Genomic DNA, 18,090 nt, shown 5'->3' on the forward strand with positions numbered 1-18,090 from the left:
TCGATGCTTGTCGGTGTGCTGCAGCTCGACCTGAATATCTACCAGGTCGCCAGCCTCAAGGGGAAGAGGGCGGTGGTCAGAAAGATTCTGGGCCGCCTGCGCAACCGTTTCCCGGTGAGCGCCGCCGAAGTCGGCCTTTACGACAGCTGGCAGAGAGCCGCGCTCGGCTTCAGCGTCGTCGCCGTCGAGCGCGGCCAGATCGAAGCGCTTTTCGAAAAGATCGAGGCAGAGATCGAAGGGTCCGGCCTCGCCGACCTCGGCGAGCGCCGGGCCGAGATCCTGAGTTTCTAGACGGATGCCGAATTTGGAATATCATCGTTCACAGAGAGTTGCCGAAGTGCTGCACCAGGAGATTTCCCGGATGGTGCAGTTCGAGCTGAAGGACCCGCGACTGGGCTTTGTCACCATCACCGGTATCGATGTCACCACCGATGTCCAGTTCGCCCGCGTCTACTTCACCGTCGTCGGCGACGAAGACGCGCGCCGCGATTCGGCGGCGGCGCTGGAGCGCGCGGTCGGATTCATCCGCCGGCAACTCGGCAAGCGCCTGCACATGCGAACCGTGCCCGAGTTGTCGTTCCGCTACGACCACTCGCTGGAAAGGGGAAACCGCATCGAGGAGCTGCTGCGTTCTCTGCGCGAGGAAGGGGCTGATGGTTCGGAAGATAGCTGAGCTGATCCGGGACAACCGGCGGTTTCTGGTCGCCGCTCACGGCAAGCCCGACGGCGACGCTCTGGCAGCCACCCTGGCCCTCGCCAACGCCCTGAAATCCATGGGCAAGGAGGTCGTCGCCTACAATCAGGACCATCCCCCCGTCGACCTGCAGTTTCTGCCGGGCTGCGACGCCCTGGTCACGACCCTGGAAGCCGGCAGCCGTTTTGATGTCGGCTTCATCCTCGACGCCGGCAGTCTCGACCGGGCCGGCAGCCATCTGAAGGAGCACTGCCGGCTGCTGGTCAATATCGATCATCATCCGTATTCGGAATCTTTCGGCGCCGTCAACTATGTCGACGTGCGGGCCTGCGCGACCGGGGTGCTGGTCTACCGGATTCTCGCCTTCATGAACTACACCTTCGATCTGCCGGTGGCCACCTGCGTCTATACCGCCATTCTTTCCGACACCGGTTCCTTCCGCTATTCGAACGCCGACCGGGAAGCTTTTGAGGTCGCCGGCAGGATGATCGAGCTCGGCGTCGACCCCTGGGAGATTTCTTCCCGGCTCTATGAAAGCCAGCCCGAGGAACGGCTCCATCTGCTCGGTATGGCGCTCGGCACTCTCGAAGTGTCGCCCTGCGGCCGGTACGCCTCGCTGACCGTAACCCTCGACATGTACCAGATGGCCGGAGCCTCGGCCGAACATACCGATCGCTTCGTCAACTATCCCCGGTCGATCGAGGGGGTCGAGGTCGCCCTGTTCTACCGCCAGGTCGACGAAAACCGGTTCAAGGTCGGTTTCCGCTCCCGCGGCCGCGTCGATGTCGGCGCCATTGCCCGTCAGCTTGGCGGCGGCGGTCATCACAATGCCGCCGGTGCTTTGGTCGACGGCTCCATCGACCTGGTCAAGCAGAAAGTCTCCCGCCTTCTGACTCCGGTTCTCGCTGCACTCTGATGGACGGGCTGCTGCTGATCGACAAACCCGAAGGCGTCAGCTCCTTCGACGTCATCCGTCGTGTGCGCCGCATCGCCGGCGTCAAAAGGGTGGGGCACGGGGGCACGCTTGATCCCTTCGCCAGCGGACTGCTGACCGTCGCTCTTGGCAGCGCGACCCGGTTGCTCGAGTACCTGCTCGGCGAGGACAAGATCTACCGGGCCACCATGCGGCTCGGTCAGCAGACTGACACCCAGGATCTGACCGGCCGGATCGTCTGCGAAACCAGGCCCGACGAAGAGGTCATTGCCCGGCTCGAGGAGGTGCTGCCCCGTTTCGTCGGCGAGATCGAGCAGACGCCGCCGATGTACTCGGCGCTCAAGAAGGACGGCGTACCGCTCTACAAGCTGGCGCGCCGGGGCGAGGAAGTCGATCGCCGGCCGCGCCGGGTGCAGATCCATGCGTTGCGTCTCGGGGCTGTTCAGGGGTACGATGTCAGCTTCGAAGTGCACTGCTCCAAGGGAACCTACGTTCGGACCCTGGCGCACGACATCGGCCAGGCCCTCGGCTGCGGAGCGCACCTGAGGACCCTGCGCCGGTTGGCCGCCGGCGCCTTTCATGTCGACGCCGCCCTGCGGTTCGACGAGCTCGAGACGATGGACCGGGAGCGACTGCGTCGCCAGCTTCATTCCCCCCTGCAGGCGATGGCCGGTTATCCCGTCGCCCGGCTCGACGATGAGGGTTTTCGCCATGTCTGCAACGGCCGGCTTCCAGCTCCCGGCCAGATCGTCCTGCCCGAGTCGCTGTCATCGCCGGCCACCGTCTGTCTGGCCTACGGGGACCGGCTGGCCGCCGTGGCGGAATACCGCTGCGTCGACGACGGAAACAACGGTTGCCGACTGCGGCTGCGAAAGGTTTTCAGTGCCCCTTAACTGCTTTACAGGGTAGGGGTTTTGTGATAAAAGTCCCGATGTTTCGGCGCCGCATGACCGGGCGTCCCAATCAAAACCAAGTCAAAGGAGGTGGCAAGGTGCTCGCCACGGAACAGAAACAGAACATTATCGCCAAATTCCAGAAGCATGAAGGGGATACCGGTTCACCGGAAGTTCAGATCGCCCTTCTTTCGGAACGGATCAACTACCTGACCGAACACTTTCGCACCCACAAGAAGGATCACCATTCCCGTCGTGGTCTGCTGAAGATCGTCGGTCAGCGCAGACGCCTGCTCGACTATCTCAAGCGCAAAGACGTCGAGCGGTACCGCGCAATCATCAAGGAACTCGGCATCCGTCGTTAAGCGGGCAGCAGGTTCTTCGTCTGGACGAAGGGCGGCTGCCCTTCCTGTTTCAGGGGCGGGGAGGTTGTCCTAAGAGAGGGTTCCGTGCCACCTCGCGGGTACGGATTCTGTCTCAGGCCATCCTCCTTCAAGCCGAAATCAGTTCCAGCCCGGGGAACCTGCCGTCCTCTGCGCATGCCACAACCCACAAGGTTTGAGGAGGATATTCATGGCCTATCAGAAGGTTCAGATCGACTTCAATGGCCAGCCCCTGATCCTGGAAACGGGCAAAATGGCCCGCCAGGCAGACGGAGCTGTCGTTATCACCTACGGGGGAACCAAGGTACTCTGTACCGCCGTTTCCGCCAAGAAGATGCGGGAAGGGCAGGACTTCTTCCCGCTGACCGTCAATTACCAGGAAAAGTTCTACGCCGCCGGGAAGATTCCCGGTTCCTTCTTCCGTCGCGAGCGCGGCACCACCGAACGCGAAACCCTCATCTGCCGGCTGATCGACCGTCCGATGCGGCCGCTCTTTCCCAAGGGCTATCTCTTTGAGACCCAGATCATGCCGACGGTCATCTCCGCCGACCTGGTCAACGATCCCGATACCCTGGCCATGGTCGCCGCCTCGGCCGCCGTCGTGGTGTCCGACATCCCCTTTGACGGCCCCATCGCCGCCGTCCGTGTCGGGCGGGTCGACGGCCGGCTGATCGCCAACCCGACCAACGCCCAGCGCGCTGAGAGCGATCTCGAGATCGTTGTCTCCGGCAGCCGTGACGCCGTCATTATGGTCGAGGGCGAGGCCGACCTCGTCTCCGAGGAGGACATGCTCGAGGCCATCTTCTTCGGTCATCAGGCGCTGCAGCCCCTGATCGACCTGCAGGAAGAACTGCAGAAGGCCGCCGGCAAGGAGAAGCGCCCCTTCGAGAGCCCGGAAACCGATCTCGAGCTCGAAACACGGGTGCGCGAGATGGCCGAAGGGCCGATGAACCAGGCGATCCGGATTCGCACCAAGCAGGAGCGCTACGCGGCCATCGACCAGGTCAAGCAGGATGTGCTCGAGGCTCTCGGCGAGGAGTATGCCGAACGGGCCGAAGAGGTTTCCGCCATTCTCGGCTCCCTGTCCAAGGAGCTGGTGCGGCGCATGATCGTTCAGGAAAAGGTGCGCATCGACGGCCGGGATTTCACCACCGTGCGTCCCATCAGCTGCGAGGTCGGAGTGCTCCCCAGAGCCCACGGCAGCGCCCTTTTCACCCGCGGCGAAACCCAGGCGCTGGTGGCCCTGGCTCTCGGCACCGCCATGGACGAGCAGCGCCTCGACAATGTGCAGGGGATGGAATACAAGCAGTTCATGCTGCACTACAATTTCCCGCCGTTCTGCGTCGGCGAAACCAGCATGCGTCTTTTCCCCGGGCGGCGCGAGATCGGGCACGGTTTCCTCGCCGAGCGTTCGGTCGCCAGCATCCTGCCGAAGCATGAGGACTTCAGCTATACCATCCGGCTGGTGTCGGACATCCTCGAGTCGAACGGTTCTTCCTCTATGGCCAGCGTCTGCGGCGCTTCCCTGGCCCTGATGGACGGCGGCGTGCCGGTCAAGAATGCCATCGCCGGCATCGCCATGGGCCTGATCAAGGAAGGGGACGACGTCGTGGTGCTGTCCGACATTCTCGGCGACGAGGACCATCTCGGCGACATGGATTTCAAGGTCACCGGCACCGCCGAGGGCGTCGCCGCGCTGCAGATGGACATCAAGATCTCCGGCGTCGACCGCGACATCATGAAGCGGGCCCTGCAGCAGGCGCGGGAAGGGCGCATCCACATTCTCGGCGAAATGGCCAAGGCCATCGACCGGCCGCGCCCCGAGCTGTCGCCCTATGCGCCGCGCATCACCACGGTTCAGGTCAAGTCGGAGCAGGTGCGCACCATCATCGGCCCGGGCGGCAAGACCATCCGCGGCATCATCGACGCCACCGGCTGCCAGATCGACATCGACGACAGCGGCCGCGTCAACATCTTCGCCACCGACGAGGAGGCGGCCAAGGCCGCGGTGCGGATGGTCAAGGAACTGACCGCCGAACCGGAAGTCGGCCAGCTCTACAAGGGGACCGTCAAGCGGATCATGGAGTTCGGCGCCTTTGTCGAGATCCTTCCCGGCACCGACGGACTGGTTCACATCTCCGAGCTGGCCAAGGAGAGGGTCCGTTCCGTTACCGACGTGGTCAAGGAGGGAGACGAAATTCTCGTCAAGTGCATCGGCATCGACAAGCAGGGCAAGATCAAGCTCTCCCGCAAGGAAGCCCTCGGCGAAAAGCTGCCCGAGGCCTGATCTCGATTGCCGGGCATGATAAGGTCGACCCGTCTCGATAACGGGATTCTCGTCCTGTCCGAAAACATGCCGGGTGTCCGCTCCGTCTCTCTCGGATATTGGTTTCGGAGCGGCTCCCGGCATGAACCGCCGGAGCTGAACGGCATCACCCATTTCATCGAGCACATGCTCTTTCGCGGCACGTCCAGCCGGAGTGCCCACGCCATCGCCCGGGAAATGGACGCCGTCGGTGGTTTTCTCAACGCCTTCACCAGCAGGGAATTCTGTTGCCTCTACGCCAAGGTCCAGGGGGACAAGCTCCCCCTGGCCATGGATCTGCTCTCCGATATCCTGCTCAATTCGCGCTTCGACGCCCGGGAAATCGACAAGGAAAGACGGGTCGTCCTCCAGGAACTCCACATGGTCGAGGAGACGCCGGAAGACTGCATCCACGACCTTTACAGCCAGCTTTTCTGGCAGGGGCATCCCCTCGGCATGCCGACGTCGGGAAGCGCCGGGAACGTCGGCAGTTTCGACCGGGAGCAGATTGTCGGCTATTTCGGCGGTCATTTTACCGCCGACAAGCTGATGGTCTGCGCCGCCGGTGACGTGCAGCACGAGGAACTGGTCGCCGCGGTCGAAGAGCTGCTGGCGGAAATGCCCGTCGGCGAAATCGACCTGGTCGATCCGCCGCCCGCGCCGAGTCCGAAGATCGCCGTCGAGAAGCGGCCCATCGAACAGGTCCACTTCTGCCTCGGCACTTCGGCCGTGTCGCAGGCCCATCCCGACAGATTCGCCTGTTTTCTGCTCAACGCCATCCTCGGCGGCGGCATGAGTTCGCGGCTCTTCCAGTCGATCCGCGAGGAACACGGGCTGGCCTATTCGATCTACAGCTACCTGAGCACCCATATCGATACCGGCAGCCTGGTCGTCTACACTGCTACCGCTCCGGACGATTTCGAGCGGACGATCGAGCTGGTTCTGCAGGAGCTGCGCAACCTCAAGGCGCAGCCGGTCGACCGGGGGCTGCTCGACGATACCCGCGAACGGCTGAAGGGGAATCTGGTTCTTTCCCTCGAAAGCACCGACAACCGCATGACCCGGCTCGCCAAGAACCAGCTCTATCTCGGACAGCAGCCGGACATCGACCAGGTGCTCGCCGCCTTCGACCGTGTCGGGGCCGAGGACGTTCTTGAGCTCGCCGGCCGGATCCTGGAGGATGCGAGCCTGAATCTGCAGGTTCTGGGGCAGGTCGACGCCGAGCGCCTTTCCCTGTCCGATTTTTCTCTGACCATCTGAACGATGAAGATACCGACAGTCAGAATCAGGCGGCTTCGAGACGAAGCCATTCTTCCCGAATACATGACTCCCGGAGCGGCCGGCATGGATCTGTACGCCTGCCCGGACGTCCCCATGGTGCTGGCGCCCGGAGAACGGGCCCTGGTGCCCACCGGCCTGGCGATGGAAATTCCCGACGGCTACGAGGGGCAGGTCCGTCCCCGTTCCGGCCTGGCGCTAAGGCTCGGCCTGGGCATGGTCAACGCCCCGGGCACCATCGATTCCGATTACCGGGGCGAAGTGGGCGTGCTGCTCATCAACCTCGGTCAGGACGAGGTGACCGTCAATCCCGGGGACCGCATCGCCCAGCTGGTCATCACTCCTGTGGTGCAGGCCCGGCTGGTCGAGGTCGGAGAGCTGAGCCCGACCCGCCGGGGAGAGGGGGGATTCGGCCATACCGGCAGGGGAAGGAAGAAGGGCCATGGCTGACGGCAGACGGCCGGAAGAACTGCTGGTATTCCCCTGCGATTACCAGTTCAAGGTCTTTACCGACCGGGCGGATGTCGGTGTTTTTCGCCGCACCATGATCGAACGGGCGCGTGGCGTTGTCGGCGGAAGCAGGCTGTCGGTGTCGGAGCGAAAGAGCTCCCGCGGCCGCTATACCTGCTTCACCATGACGGTCGCGGTCGCCAGTCGGCAGCAGGTGGACGGGGTCTATCAGGCGCTGCGTTGCCTGGAAGGGGTCTGCTACCTTCTCTGACCGCGGCATTGCCGGCACGGCGCTGATGGCAGGGACTTGCCGAAGCCGCCGGCTCGGTGTATTCTCCGGAAGACATCCTGTCGATCCCGGCTGAACCCGAAAGGTGCCCCATGCTGCTGAGAATCAATCCGGAAAATCCCCAGGTACGCCTGATCAACCGGACGGTCGACGTCCTCAGGCAGGGTGGCGTCATCGCCTATCCGACCGACACCGTTTACGGCATCGGCTGCGACATCTTCAATCGCAAGGGTGTCAAGAAGATCTACCAGATCAAGCAGCGCGATCCGCGCAAACCCTTTTCCTTCATCTGTTCCGACCTGTCCGAGGCGGCCAATTACGCACACATAAGCAACTTCGCCTTCAAGCTGATGAAGCGCCACCTGCCCGGACCCTACACATTCGTTCTCGAGGCCACCCGCGTGGTGCCCGATCTGCTGACGACACGGCAGAAGACGGTCGGCATCCGCATCCCCGATCATCCCATCCCCCTGGCCATCGTCCGCGAGCTGGGGCATCCGCTGGTCACCACCAGTGCCAATCTGTCGGGAAACGACACCATCGAGGACCCGGACGACATATTCGACCGGATGGGCAGGATGCTCGACTGTGTTGTCGACGGCGGCATTCTCAGCGGTGAGCCTTCGACCGTCATCAGTCTGGTCAACGATCAGCCCGAGTTGCTGCGCATGGGGAGCGGCCCGGTGGACTGGCTGGAGGTCTGAATCGTGACGGCCGGCAAGGAGATCGTCGTCGCTTTCTACGGAATGCGCTTCCCGCGCCGCGACTGGTCGGTCCATTTCGACTGGAACGAGGTGATGAGCTTCCTCGAGGAACAGACGGCGGAGCTGGCACCCCTCGGCATCCGGCTGAAGGTCGAGCGGGATTCTTCGCGGGTGATCGACATCAACGGCTATGGTGACCTGCTCAACGCCGTTCGTCTCCGGTCATCGCAGGACGGACTCGGCAATCCCTGTCTCGGGCATGTCATCGGCGCCAGCGCCGATCTCGACTTTCTGGCCGATTTGAAACGCGGCATCGGCCGCATCGCCTTCGCGCCCGAGATGATCGCCCCCGACACCGAATACCGCAAGGTCTGCCACAACTGCGGTTGCGGCTGCTGAACGGAAAGAGTCCTTCCGTCCCTTCCTGTTCCATCCTTTTCAAACGTGGATGCAATGAACGATCGTGTCCGGTTTTTTCGGCCGCAATTCGTCTACCGGTTTGTAGGTGTTGAGCGGTCGAGGGTGCGCAGGTAGAGCAGAAGGGATTCGAGTTCCTGTGAGTCGGCCGGGAGCATTTCGCCCTTGAGGGCGTCCCGGATGCAGAAGTTGATCATCTCGCGCAGCATCGGGTCGTCGTAGGCCGCGATCTCCTGCAGCCCCTTGCCGTTGGCATGGCAACCGGCGCAGCTGCGGCCGTTGGTCGACAGGGCCGTCGAGGAGAAAAGACGTTCGCCCAACGCCCTGTTCGGGGTCTCGATGGCGGCGCCGCCCGAAGGCAGAAACAACGCCGCCAGCAACGCCGGAATGATCAGCCGCCCGGCCATGACTTCTTCCGCTCTCAGGTGAAGGTCAGCTTCCGCTCGAGATCGGTCGAATGGCTGACCCTCTTGGCCTGCTCCATGCTGATGATGTCGTGCTTGAGCAGGTGAATGAGGTGCTGGTCCATGGTCTGCATCCGGTACTGGACCCGGCCGTTCTCGATATGTTTCTCGATCTCTTCCAGCCGTCCTTCGCGAATGCAGGCCTCGATGGTGGTCGTGTTGCGCATGATTTCCACTACCGGCAGGATGTGTTCACCCGATTTGTCCTTCACCAGGCGCAGGGAGATGGTCGCCACCAGGATCTCGGCCAGCCGCTGCAGGACGATGTCCTGGGCCTCCGGCGGAAAGAAGCCGGTCAGCCGGCTGATGGTCGAGGTCGCGCTCTGGGTGTGCAGGGTGGACAGGACCAGATGCCCGGTTTCAGCCGCCCGCAGGCAGGCTTCGGCGGTTTCGGCGTCGCGCATCTCGCCGACCATGATCACGTCCGGGTCCATGCGCATGGCGGCTTTCAGCGCCTCGGAAAATCCCCTGGTGTCGATGCCGATTTCTCGCTGAACGATGCAACTCTTGTTTGACTTGAAGACAAATTCGACGGGATCTTCGATGGTTATGATGTTGTAGGTGAAGCGTTCGTTCATGTCCCTGAGCATGGCGGCCAGGGTGGTCGACTTGCCGTTTCCGGTCGGTCCCGTCACCAGGATCAGGCCGTTGGGGGCCTGCACGATCTCCTCGAGCACCGAAGGCAGGTGCAGTTCCTTGTAGGTGCCGACGTACGGCGGGATGACCCGCATGACGATGCCGTAATGGCCGCGCTGACGAAAGATGCTGACCCGGAAGCGTCCGCCGTGCGGCAGGGCATAGGAGGTGTCGATCTCTTCCGGTCCCGCCGGCAGCTCGCGGCCGTGCTGGGCGAGGATGGTTTTGGCGATGAATTCTGTGTCCTCGGGTGTCAGCACCGGCAACCGGGAGCGGATCAGCTGCCCCCGACCGCGGAAGAAGGGTGGATTGTCGATCTCGAAGTGAACGTCGGATACTTTTTTGTCAAAAGCGATCTCCAGAATCTGTGCAAGTGTCTTGGCATCCATGTAATGACTCCGATGTCGAAACGGTGAAGGGCTACCGTCCTACCGTCAGGCGCTGCGTTTCTCGATCTGCTTGCGCAACAGGGCGTTTTCCAGCGACAGACCAGCCTGGCTGGCCATGATTTCGAAAATGTTCGCCGGTATCGGCTTGGGTTCGTCACAGCCGAAATCGGCATAGGTGATCGACACCACCCGGCCTCGGACCTTCATCGGCAACAGCAGGATGCGGCGCGAGGCGGGTGCCCCGACAAGCTCGAACAGCCGGCCGAGGCCGTGATTTTCACTCTCGGCGAAGAAGATGTTGCCGCTGGCGATGACCTGTGCCAGCGCCGTTCTTTCTTCTACCGGAAAACTGAACCCCAAAGAGGGGCGGCTGTCGAACCTGTCACCGAAACCGAGGCATTTTTCGACGTGGATTCCCCGCGAGGAGACGATCATGGTCAGGGTTCGGGGAAAGAATTTCCGGACCACCCGCAGCAGGGCGTAGGAAACGTCGGGTGCGTCCTTGAGGCCCTGCAGTTCGCTCAGCTGCTCCCTGATCGATTCCGCCAGAACCGACGGTTGCGCCGCGAGCCGCCGTACCAGGCAGGCGAAGGCCTCGAGAAAGAGGATCATCTCGTCGACGAACCGGTCGGTTCCCACCGACAGGTCGGGTTTGGGCAGCACCGCCGTGGCGCCTTCGCGGATCGCCTGCAGCAGGAACATCGTCTGACCGGGGTTGCCCATCTGGATCAGGGGTACGTCCGGGTATCGGCTGCGGATCTTTTGGCGCAGGTCGGAGAGTTCTTCCGGCGAAAAGCCGGTGGTGTCGCTGTCTGGCGCATCGAGCACCAGTACCGGCATGATGCTCTTTGCCAGCGACTGATCGAGGATTGGAACCAGATCCGATTCGCTCTGGGACGAAAAGCTCATCAATCCGGTATGGCGGCAGGCCGTGGTGGCCGTGTGCCGGGTGAAGGGATCCTGGCTGAACAGCACCACCCCCTGCCGCTGGATGTCGACCTTGGCGCCGTCCGTCTTGGTGTCCGGGCTGTTGGCGTAGCTGGTGAGAAAATCGACCAGGCGCTTCTGGTCGGCCGGCGAGAGCTTGGGCAGAAACTTCGTCACCGCCTGACGGTGTTCCTCCGCCTCGTCCCTGTCTTCGAGGGTGGCGAATACCTCAGGGATGCGGGGCTCGATGCGATCGAGAATGTCGAGGCCGAGATCCTCGACCGAAATCACGGGCTTTTCGCTCTCTTCCCGTCGCTCGGCAGCTGCGGTTATTGTCTGACCGGCCGTGTCGTCAGTCGGCTGCGGAGCGGGTTCGTCATCGAAAATCCCGTCGGCAAGTTCGCCGTCGCGCAACTTTTCGTCGTAGATGCGCAGGGCGTCCATGAGGATGTTCTGGGTGTCGAGATTGATCTCCTGGTGACACTTTTCCGGAAAATAGCGGTATTCGTCGGCGATGACGCTGTTGTCGAGATCGAGGGTGAAAGTGCCTCTTTCCCAGGTCAGGATTTCGACGATGGTCAGCTCGATGAGGATTTCCAGTCCCCGGTAGGCGTCCTCGCGCGACAGACGACCCGACTCGATGAGGGTGGCGATCAGCGGTTTGCGCTGGTCGCCCGCTTCCCGCTGGACCCTGAGAGCCCATTCCCGGTCCTCGGGGGTGATGGCCTTCATCTCGACCAGGATCTGGCCGATGCGCACACTGAGGTTTGAATGGTTGGCGCTGACAATGTAGCCTTCGCTGAAGACCAGCTGGCTCTGCCGGCCGTTCCCCTGAACGGTCAGGGTGCCCGACTTGCGGGTCGAATGCAGCAGCTGAATGACGTCGACTATGGGCAGGTGTTCGAGGTCGCCGGTAAAGGACATCTTCTGTCGCCTGTTTCAGGGGCCCGACGCCGGGCCGGTTGTGGACATCCGCTTGAAATTTCTAACGGTTCTGTTCTACATACCTTTTCGTCGCCGGGATTTCAAGTCACAAGTCCCTTTTTCTTTACTCCATTTGTCATCGATTCGCCGGCGGACCGCGGTCCACAAATGGTGGACCAAAAAAAGCCCGGCTCGATTGAGCCGGGCTTTTCTTTTTCTGGTGCCGAAGGCGAGACTCGAACTCGCACGGCCGGATGGCCACCACCCCCTCAAGATGGCGTGTCTACCAGTTCCACCACTTCGGCAGGCGACGTATTTATACAGATTCGCTTCAGGCGTGTCAACCGCCTTGAATTATTTTTTTTCCGCCGGCGTCGCCGGGGTCGGAGCCGCAGCCGGAGCGCTGTCGGCGGCCTTGGGTGCGACGACATCGGGCATAACGCTCGAGGCACCGGGCAGGCCGTGGAAGTAGGCCAGAATGAGGCTTGTCAGCATGAAAATGACGGCGGCGGCGGTGGTCAGCCTGGCGATGAACGACTGTCCGCCGGTGGCGCCAAAGACGGTCTGCGAAGCGCCGGCGCCGAAAGAGGCTCCGAGCTCGGCTCCCTTGCCAGTGCCCTGCAGCAGGACAATGACGATCAGGGCGATGCAGACGACGACATGCAAAACTACCAGAAAAGTGACCATGGCGTTACGACAAGGCTCCTTTGCTTGAATTGGGCGCGACGCAGGACTGTAGCACAAAATGCCGCGTTGAAAAAGCCCAAAATGCCCGGAATTTCACCGCTCATCCGCTTCGGGCGAAATTCATGATCCGAATGAAGTCTTCGGCCTGCAGGCTGGCGCCGCCGACCAGGGCGCCGTCGATGTTCTCCCGGGCCATGAGACCGTCGATGTTCTCCGGCTTGACGCTGCCGCCATAGAGAATCCGCATCGCTTCGGCCTCGCTCTGGCCGAAAAGGCCTCCGACAAGCCCCCGGACGAAGCTGTGTGCTTCTTCCGCCTGGTCGCTGGTCGCCGTACGGCCGGTGCCGATGGCCCAGACCGGTTCGTAGGCGATGACCACCCGCGCCAGCTGCTCGCCGGCCAGTCCCTTGAGCCCTTCGCTGACCTGGGTCTTGAGAACGTCGTACATCCGTTCCTGCTCGCGCTCCTCCAGGGTCTCGCCGATGCAGAGAATGACGTTCAGCCCCGCCGCCAGGGCTGCATGGACCTTCCGGTTGATGAGGGCGTCGTTCTCGCCGAAGATTTTCCGCCGCTCGGAGTGACCGAGAATGACGTGGCTGCAGCCGGCGTCGACCAGCATCGACGGAGCGATTTCGCCGGTAAAGGCCCCCTTGTCCTCGCAGTAGCAGTTCTGGGCCGCCACCCTCAGAGCGCTGTCGGCGGGCAGGGCACCGACGACCCCGGCCAGGGCGGTGAAGGGCGGGGCGACGATCACCTCGACATCGTCGAGGGCCGCGGCCGCCGCGGCCAGTTCGGCCGCCAGGCCGGTCGCCTCGGCTATGGTCTTGTGCATCTTCCAGTTGCCGGCAATGATCGGTTTGCGCATCTTCATCTCTCCCCGTCTCTATTTGTCGGTCAGGGCCGTTATGCCGGGCAGTTCCCTGCCTTCGAGGAACTCGAGGGAGGCGCCGCCGCCGGTCGATATGTGCGTCATCGCATCCTGCAGCCCGGTCTTGTTGACGGCGGCCACCGAATCGCCGCCGCCGATGATGGAAAGGCAGTCGCTTTCGGCCAGGGCGCGGGCAATGGCCAGGGTGCCTTCGGCAAAGGCGTCGAACTCGAACACCCCCATGGGGCCGTTCCAGACCACGGTTCTGGCGCCGGCGATGATTCGGGCGTAATCCTTTTGCGTCCGCGGACCGATATCGAGGCCCATCAGGTCGTCAGCGATAGCGGCCCCGTCGCTGATTTGCGGTCTGGCCGTGGCCGAAAACTCGTCGGCCATGAGATGATCCTGCGGCAGCCTGAGGTCGACCTTGCGGGCTTCTGCCTTGGCCAGCAGCTCCTTCGCCAGTTCGACCTTGTCTTCCTCGACCAGCGATTTGCCGATGTCGATCCCCCGGGCCCGGAGAAAGGTGTAGGCCATGCCGCCGCCGACGAGCAGCGCATCGACCTTTTCCAGCAGGTTCTCGATGACCAGGATCTTGTCACTGACCTTGGCGCCGCCGATGACGGCGACGAAGGGGCGCTCCGGATTGGCCAGGGCCTGTCCCAGATAGCGGATCTCCTTTTCCATCAGGTAGCCGGCGACGGCCGGTTTCAGATAGCGGGTGACGCCGGCGGTCGAGGCGTGGGCGCGGTGAGCGGTGCCGAAGGCGTCATTGACGTAGAGCTCGGCCAGGCCGGCCAGCTGCCGGCAGAATTCGTCGTCGTTGGCTGTCTCACCGGCGTGAAAACGCAGGTTTTCCAGCAGAACCACATCGCCGTCCTTCATCTCGCCGATCATGGCTTCGACCTCGGCGCCAATGCAGTCGGGAGCCATGACGACCTTGCGGCCGAGCAGCTCAGCCAGATGCGGTGCCACCGGCGCCAGGCTGTATTTGGCATCGGGCTTGCCCTTGGGACGGCCGAGATGGGAGGCCAGAATGACTCTGGCACCGGCGTCGATCAACCTGCGGATGGTCGGCAGGGCCGCCACGATGCGGGTGTCGTCGGTGATGCGTGCCTGGTCGTCGAGGGGGACGTTGAAGTCGACACGGCAGAAGACCTTTTTTCCGGCGGGGTTGATATCGTCGATGGTCAGCTTGCTGAACACGGTCATATCCTCCAGTGGCAATCAATGAAAAGGGCAGGCCTTGCGACCTGCCCCCGGTGGTTCTCCCGGGTTAACGGGATGCGATATGGCGGACCAGATCGAGCACCCGGTTCGAATAGCCCCATTCATTATCGTACCAGGCGAGAACTTTGACAAGGTTGTTCTCCAAGACCATGGTCGACAGGGCGTCGAAGGTGGATGAAACGCTGGTCCCCTTGAGGTCGATGGACACCAGCGGCAGTTCACAGTAGTCGAGAACCCCCTTCAGGCTACCTTCGGCGGCCTCTTTCATGGCGGCGTTGACCTGCTCGGCGCTGGTCGCCTTTTCGGTTTCGACCACCAGGTCGACGAGCGAGACGTTGGGGGTCGGCACCCGCACCGCCATGCCGGTCAGTTTGCCGTTCAGTTCGGGCAGAACCAGGCCGACCGCCTTGGCGGCTCCGGTGGTGGTCGGAATCATCGACAGCGCCGCCGCCCGCGCCCGTCTCAGATCCTTGTGCGGCAGGTCGAGAATGCGCTGGTCGTTGGTGTAGGCGTGCACGGTGGTCATCATGCCGCGGCGGATGCCGAAGTTCTCGTGCAGCACCTTGGCGACCGGGGCCAGGCAGTTGGTGGTGCACGAAGCGTTGGAAACGACCCTGTGTTTGTCGGGATCGTAATCCTCGTGGTTGACTCCGAAGCAGAAGGTAGCGTCGACCTCCTTGCCGGGAGCGCTGATCACCACCCGTTCGGCGCCGGCCTCGAGATGTTTGGCTGCATCGGCTCTCCTGGTGAAGAGGCCGGTCGATTCGATGACGATGTCGACGCCGAGTTCCTTCCAGGGAAGGTTGGCCGGATCCCTTTCGCTGCACACCCGGACCCGACGGCCGCCGACGAGGATGGCATCGCCATCGACGCGGACGTCCTCGGCCAGCTGTCCATGCACCGAGTCGTATTTGAGCAGGTGGGCGAGGGTGGCGGGATCGGTCAGGTCGTTGATGGCGACGAATTCGAGCCGATCGTCGTCGAGGGCCGCGCGCAGAACGTTGCGTCCGATACGTCCAAATCCGTTGATTGCGACTTTAGCCGGCATGTGTTCCTCCATTGTCGGGTTGTGGGATAGTGGCTCGTGCATCCTGCACACAGTCGTGGGTTTCGGTCGGTCGTGTGGAATTGGTTAGCAAAACCTGTCGCGGCGCGTCGTCGCGGGGTGGGCACCACGACGGCAGGCTTCAGGAGTTGACCGCCATTAATTTAACGCAACTATCGAAAATTGCAAACCTGCAGGCGATGGTTGCCCCTCCCGTGCCCGACAGGCCGGACCGTATCGTCGTCAGCGGGCGTTGCGTGGTTCCGGCCCGGCCCGTTCGGGCCCGGCGCCGGCCCCCTTTTCTGCTTGCGGCTGCCAGGCTTTTTCGGTATAAAGGGCGCGCCCAGAATCAAGCCGTCAGGAGAGAATTTTGCGGGTCTGCCTTTTGGCCAGCGGCAGCAAGGGAAATGCCATCTATCTGGAAGCCGCGAACACCCGCCTTCTTGTCGATGCCGGCCTGTCGGCGCGTCAGCTCTGCCTGCGCCTCGAGCGGATCGGAGTGCGAGGGGAAGAGCTCGACGCGATTCTGGTCAGCCATGAACACATGGACCATTGCCGGGGCCTGGGGGCCATGGCCCGCCGATGTGCCCTGCCAGTGCATGTTCACCATCAGACCCTGACGGCCCTGCCCAATCCCGGCAAGATCGCGACCCTGCGCGAATTCGATACCGGCAACCCGTTTTCCATCGGGGAGGTCGAGATTCACCCGGTTCCCCTGACGCATGATGCCGTCAGCCCGGTCGGCTTCGTGATCAATACTCCCGACGGCGCCGTCGGCGTCGCCACCGACCTCGGGGTGTCGACCCGGCTGGTCAGGTCGGCCTTTCAGCGCTGCCGGGTGCTGGTACTGGAGACCAATCACGACGAAGATCTGCTGCGCGACGGACCCTATCCCTGGCGACTGAAACAGCGTATTCTGGGTAAGCACGGCCACCTTTCCAACCGGGCCGGCGCCGACCTGCTGGCGGATCTCGTCTGGGACGGGCTGGAGGCCGTCTTTCTGGCCCACCTGAGCGAAACCAACAACACGCCCGCCCACGCCAGGGCGGCGGTCGACGCGGTGCTGGCCAGGCAGAACGTCTGCCGGCCGAAGGTGGTCATGGGCTGCCAGGATCGGATCAGCGAATGTGTTGCCTGCTAGCAGCCGGTGAGGCACCCGTGGTCTTTGCCGGGCGCCGGCGGCATAACGATAATCCAAATTTGCGCTGAACAAGGAGCGAAACGAGCATGATTCCCCGTTACACGCGACCGGAAATGGCCCGTATCTGGGAGCCGGAAAACCGCTTCCGCATCTGGCTCGAAATCGAGACCCTGGCCTGCGAGCAGATGGCCAACCTCGGCATCATCCCGAAAGAGGCGGTGAAGGTCATCCGGGAGAAGGGCAACTTCGATATCGAGCGCATCGACGCCATCGAAGCCGAGGTCAAGCACGATGTCATCGCCTTTCTCACCTCGGTCGCCGAATTCGTCGGCCCCGAGGCGCGCTTCATCCACCAGGGCATGACCTCGTCCGACGTGCTCGACACCTGCCTGTCGGTACAGCTGGTGCAGGCAGCCGACGAGCTGCTGGCCGATCTCGACATGGTGCTCGACTCGATCCGGGACCGGGCCATGGAGCACAAGTACACGGTCTGCATGGGGCGCTCCCATGGCATTCACGCCGAGCCGATTACTTTCGGCCTCAAGCTGGCGAGCTGGTACGCCGAAATGGATCGCAACCGCACCCGGCTGCGCACCGCCCGCGAAACCGTCGCCACCGGCGCCATTTCCGGGGCGGTCGGCACCTTCGCCAATATCGATCCGAGCGTCGAGGAGTATGTCTGCGCCAGGATGGGACTGAAACCCGAGCCGATCTCGACCCAGGTCATTCCCCGCGACCGTCATGCCGAGTTTTTCTGCACCCTGGCGATCATCGCCTCGTCGATGGAGCGGATCGCCGTCGAGATCCGGCACCTGCAGCGCACCGAGGTGCTCGAGGCCGAGGAATACTTCAGCAAGGGGCAGAAGGGGTCCAGTGCCATGCCGCACAAGCGCAACCCGATCCTGTCGGAAAACCTCACCGGCCAGGCCCGCTACATCCGCAGCCTCTGTTTGCCGGCCCTGGAGAACATCGCCCTGTGGCACGAAAGAGACATCTCCCATTCCTCGGTCGAGCGCTACATCGGCCCCGATGCCACCGTGGCCCTCGACTTTTCCCTGCGCCGGCTCAACGGCCTGATCCGCAATCTGGTGGTCTATCCCGACAACATGCTGACCAATCTCAACCGGATGCGCGGTCTGGTCTTCTCGCAGAAGATTCTGCTCGACCTGACCCAGGCCGGCATCTCGAGGGAAAATGCCTACCGGATGGTGCAGCGCAACGCGATGAAGGTCTGGGAGCAGGGGGCCGACTTCATGACCGAACTGCTGGCCGACGAAGAGGTCGTGGCCGCCCTCGGTGAAGAAAAGATTCGCCAGGCCTTCGATCTCGACTATCATCTGAAACATGTCGACACCATCTTCAGGCGGGTGTTCGGCGAATAAAGAAACAAAGCTGAAAGCCTACAGACTGCAAGCTTCAAGTCGTTAAGGAG

At 62.7% G+C, this 18,090-nt stretch carries 20 protein-coding genes and 1 tRNA gene; 13 read left to right on the forward strand and 8 right to left on the reverse strand.

Annotated features, from left to right (window positions below; all coding sequences use genetic code 11):
* The first annotated feature begins 3 nt into the window (after positions 1 to 3).
* The 11 genes from EDC39_RS03850 (at position 4) to EDC39_RS03900 (ending at position 8,329) form a co-directional block, all read left to right on the forward strand.
* The gene (locus tag EDC39_RS03850; protein WP_148895052.1) at positions 4 to 291 is read left to right on the forward strand and encodes a DUF503 domain-containing protein; all 288 of its coding nucleotides are present in this window, start codon (positions 4 to 6) and stop codon (positions 289 to 291) included.
* A gap of 13 nt (positions 292 to 304) precedes the next feature.
* Positions 305 to 673 (forward strand): 30S ribosome-binding factor RbfA, encoded by a 369-nt coding sequence (gene rbfA / locus EDC39_RS03855; RefSeq protein ID WP_222862832.1) that lies wholly within the window; start codon positions 305 to 307, stop codon positions 671 to 673.
* Positions 654 to 1,610, forward strand: a complete 957-nt coding sequence (locus EDC39_RS03860) for a DHH family phosphoesterase (protein ID WP_148895054.1) — start codon at positions 654 to 656, stop codon at positions 1,608 to 1,610. Before rbfA ends, EDC39_RS03860 begins: the two co-directional genes overlap by 20 nt.
* Positions 1,610 to 2,521 (forward strand): tRNA pseudouridine(55) synthase TruB, encoded by a 912-nt coding sequence (truB, locus tag EDC39_RS03865; RefSeq protein WP_148895055.1) that lies wholly within the window; start codon positions 1,610 to 1,612, stop codon positions 2,519 to 2,521. The genes EDC39_RS03860 and truB overlap by 1 nt, the downstream gene beginning before the upstream one ends.
* A gap of 98 nt (positions 2,522 to 2,619) precedes the next feature.
* A complete protein-coding gene (gene rpsO / locus EDC39_RS03870) occupies positions 2,620 to 2,886 on the forward strand; it encodes a 30S ribosomal protein S15 (protein WP_148895056.1) in 267 nt (88 codons plus the stop codon).
* A gap of 208 nt (positions 2,887 to 3,094) precedes the next feature.
* Positions 3,095 to 5,191 (forward strand): polyribonucleotide nucleotidyltransferase, encoded by a 2,097-nt coding sequence (gene pnp / locus EDC39_RS03875; protein ID WP_148895057.1) that lies wholly within the window; start codon positions 3,095 to 3,097, stop codon positions 5,189 to 5,191.
* Between the two features lie 15 nt (positions 5,192 to 5,206).
* Positions 5,207 to 6,469, forward strand: a complete 1,263-nt coding sequence (locus EDC39_RS03880) for a M16 family metallopeptidase (protein WP_148895058.1) — start codon at positions 5,207 to 5,209, stop codon at positions 6,467 to 6,469.
* A gap of 3 nt (positions 6,470 to 6,472) precedes the next feature.
* On the forward strand, positions 6,473 to 6,937 hold the full coding sequence (dut, locus tag EDC39_RS03885) for a dUTP diphosphatase (RefSeq protein ID WP_148895059.1): 465 nt from the start codon (positions 6,473 to 6,475) through the stop codon (positions 6,935 to 6,937).
* On the forward strand, positions 6,930 to 7,208 hold the full coding sequence (locus tag EDC39_RS03890; RefSeq protein WP_148895060.1) for a YbeD family protein: 279 nt from the start codon (positions 6,930 to 6,932) through the stop codon (positions 7,206 to 7,208). The genes dut and EDC39_RS03890 overlap by 8 nt, the downstream gene beginning before the upstream one ends.
* 110 nt (positions 7,209 to 7,318) lie before the next feature.
* A complete protein-coding gene (locus EDC39_RS03895; RefSeq protein WP_148895061.1) occupies positions 7,319 to 7,930 on the forward strand; it encodes an L-threonylcarbamoyladenylate synthase in 612 nt (203 codons plus the stop codon).
* Between the two features lie 3 nt (positions 7,931 to 7,933).
* Positions 7,934 to 8,329 carry a hypothetical protein gene (locus tag EDC39_RS03900; protein ID WP_148895062.1) on the forward strand — a complete coding sequence of 132 codons (396 nt, stop codon included), beginning with the start codon at positions 7,934 to 7,936 and terminating at the stop codon, positions 8,327 to 8,329.
* Positions 8,330 to 8,421: 92 nt separating this feature from the next.
* Here EDC39_RS03900 and EDC39_RS03905 read toward each other — a convergent pair whose 3' ends face one another.
* The 8 genes from EDC39_RS03905 to gap all read right to left on the reverse strand — a co-directional run bounded on the left by EDC39_RS03905 (position 8,422) and on the right by gap (position 15,520).
* Positions 8,422 to 8,754 carry a c-type cytochrome gene (locus tag EDC39_RS03905; RefSeq protein ID WP_148895063.1) on the reverse strand — a complete coding sequence of 111 codons (333 nt, stop codon included), beginning with the start codon at positions 8,752 to 8,754 and terminating at the stop codon, positions 8,422 to 8,424.
* 14 nt (positions 8,755 to 8,768) lie between these two features.
* Positions 8,769 to 9,836 (reverse strand): type IV pilus twitching motility protein PilT, encoded by a 1,068-nt coding sequence (locus tag EDC39_RS03910; RefSeq protein WP_148895064.1) that lies wholly within the window; start codon positions 9,834 to 9,836, stop codon positions 8,769 to 8,771.
* Positions 9,837 to 9,881: 45 nt separating this feature from the next.
* On the reverse strand, positions 9,882 to 11,687 hold the full coding sequence (locus EDC39_RS03915) for a response regulator (RefSeq protein WP_148895065.1): 1,806 nt from the start codon (positions 11,685 to 11,687) through the stop codon (positions 9,882 to 9,884).
* 218 nt (positions 11,688 to 11,905) lie between these two features.
* Positions 11,906 to 11,992 (reverse strand) — tRNA-Leu (locus EDC39_RS03920).
* A 49-nt stretch (positions 11,993 to 12,041) separates the two neighbouring features.
* Entirely contained in the window at positions 12,042 to 12,374 is a 333-nt protein-coding gene (secG, locus tag EDC39_RS03925) for a preprotein translocase subunit SecG (RefSeq protein ID WP_148895066.1), read from the reverse strand.
* A 100-nt stretch (positions 12,375 to 12,474) separates the two neighbouring features.
* The gene (tpiA, locus tag EDC39_RS03930) at positions 12,475 to 13,239 is read right to left on the reverse strand and encodes a triose-phosphate isomerase (protein ID WP_148895067.1); all 765 of its coding nucleotides are present in this window, start codon (positions 13,237 to 13,239) and stop codon (positions 12,475 to 12,477) included.
* An 18-nt stretch (positions 13,240 to 13,257) separates the two neighbouring features.
* The gene (locus tag EDC39_RS03935; RefSeq protein WP_148895068.1) at positions 13,258 to 14,454 is read right to left on the reverse strand and encodes a phosphoglycerate kinase; all 1,197 of its coding nucleotides are present in this window, start codon (positions 14,452 to 14,454) and stop codon (positions 13,258 to 13,260) included.
* A 64-nt stretch (positions 14,455 to 14,518) separates the two neighbouring features.
* Positions 14,519 to 15,520 (reverse strand): type I glyceraldehyde-3-phosphate dehydrogenase, encoded by a 1,002-nt coding sequence (gene gap / locus EDC39_RS03940; protein ID WP_148895069.1) that lies wholly within the window; start codon positions 15,518 to 15,520, stop codon positions 14,519 to 14,521.
* Positions 15,521 to 15,887: 367 nt separating this feature from the next.
* On the opposite strand from gap, the gene EDC39_RS03945 reads away from it, so the two are divergent.
* Together EDC39_RS03945 and purB are read left to right on the forward strand one after the other, a co-directional pair.
* The gene (locus EDC39_RS03945; RefSeq protein WP_148895070.1) at positions 15,888 to 16,658 is read left to right on the forward strand and encodes an MBL fold metallo-hydrolase; all 771 of its coding nucleotides are present in this window, start codon (positions 15,888 to 15,890) and stop codon (positions 16,656 to 16,658) included.
* 86 nt (positions 16,659 to 16,744) lie between these two features.
* Positions 16,745 to 18,040 (forward strand): adenylosuccinate lyase, encoded by a 1,296-nt coding sequence (purB, locus tag EDC39_RS03950; RefSeq protein ID WP_148895071.1) that lies wholly within the window; start codon positions 16,745 to 16,747, stop codon positions 18,038 to 18,040.
* Positions 18,041 to 18,090: the final 50 nt, after the last annotated feature.

This window comes from Geothermobacter ehrlichii, from assembly GCF_008124615.1.
Lineage (GTDB): Bacteria > Desulfobacterota > Desulfuromonadia > Desulfuromonadales > Geothermobacteraceae > Geothermobacter > Geothermobacter ehrlichii.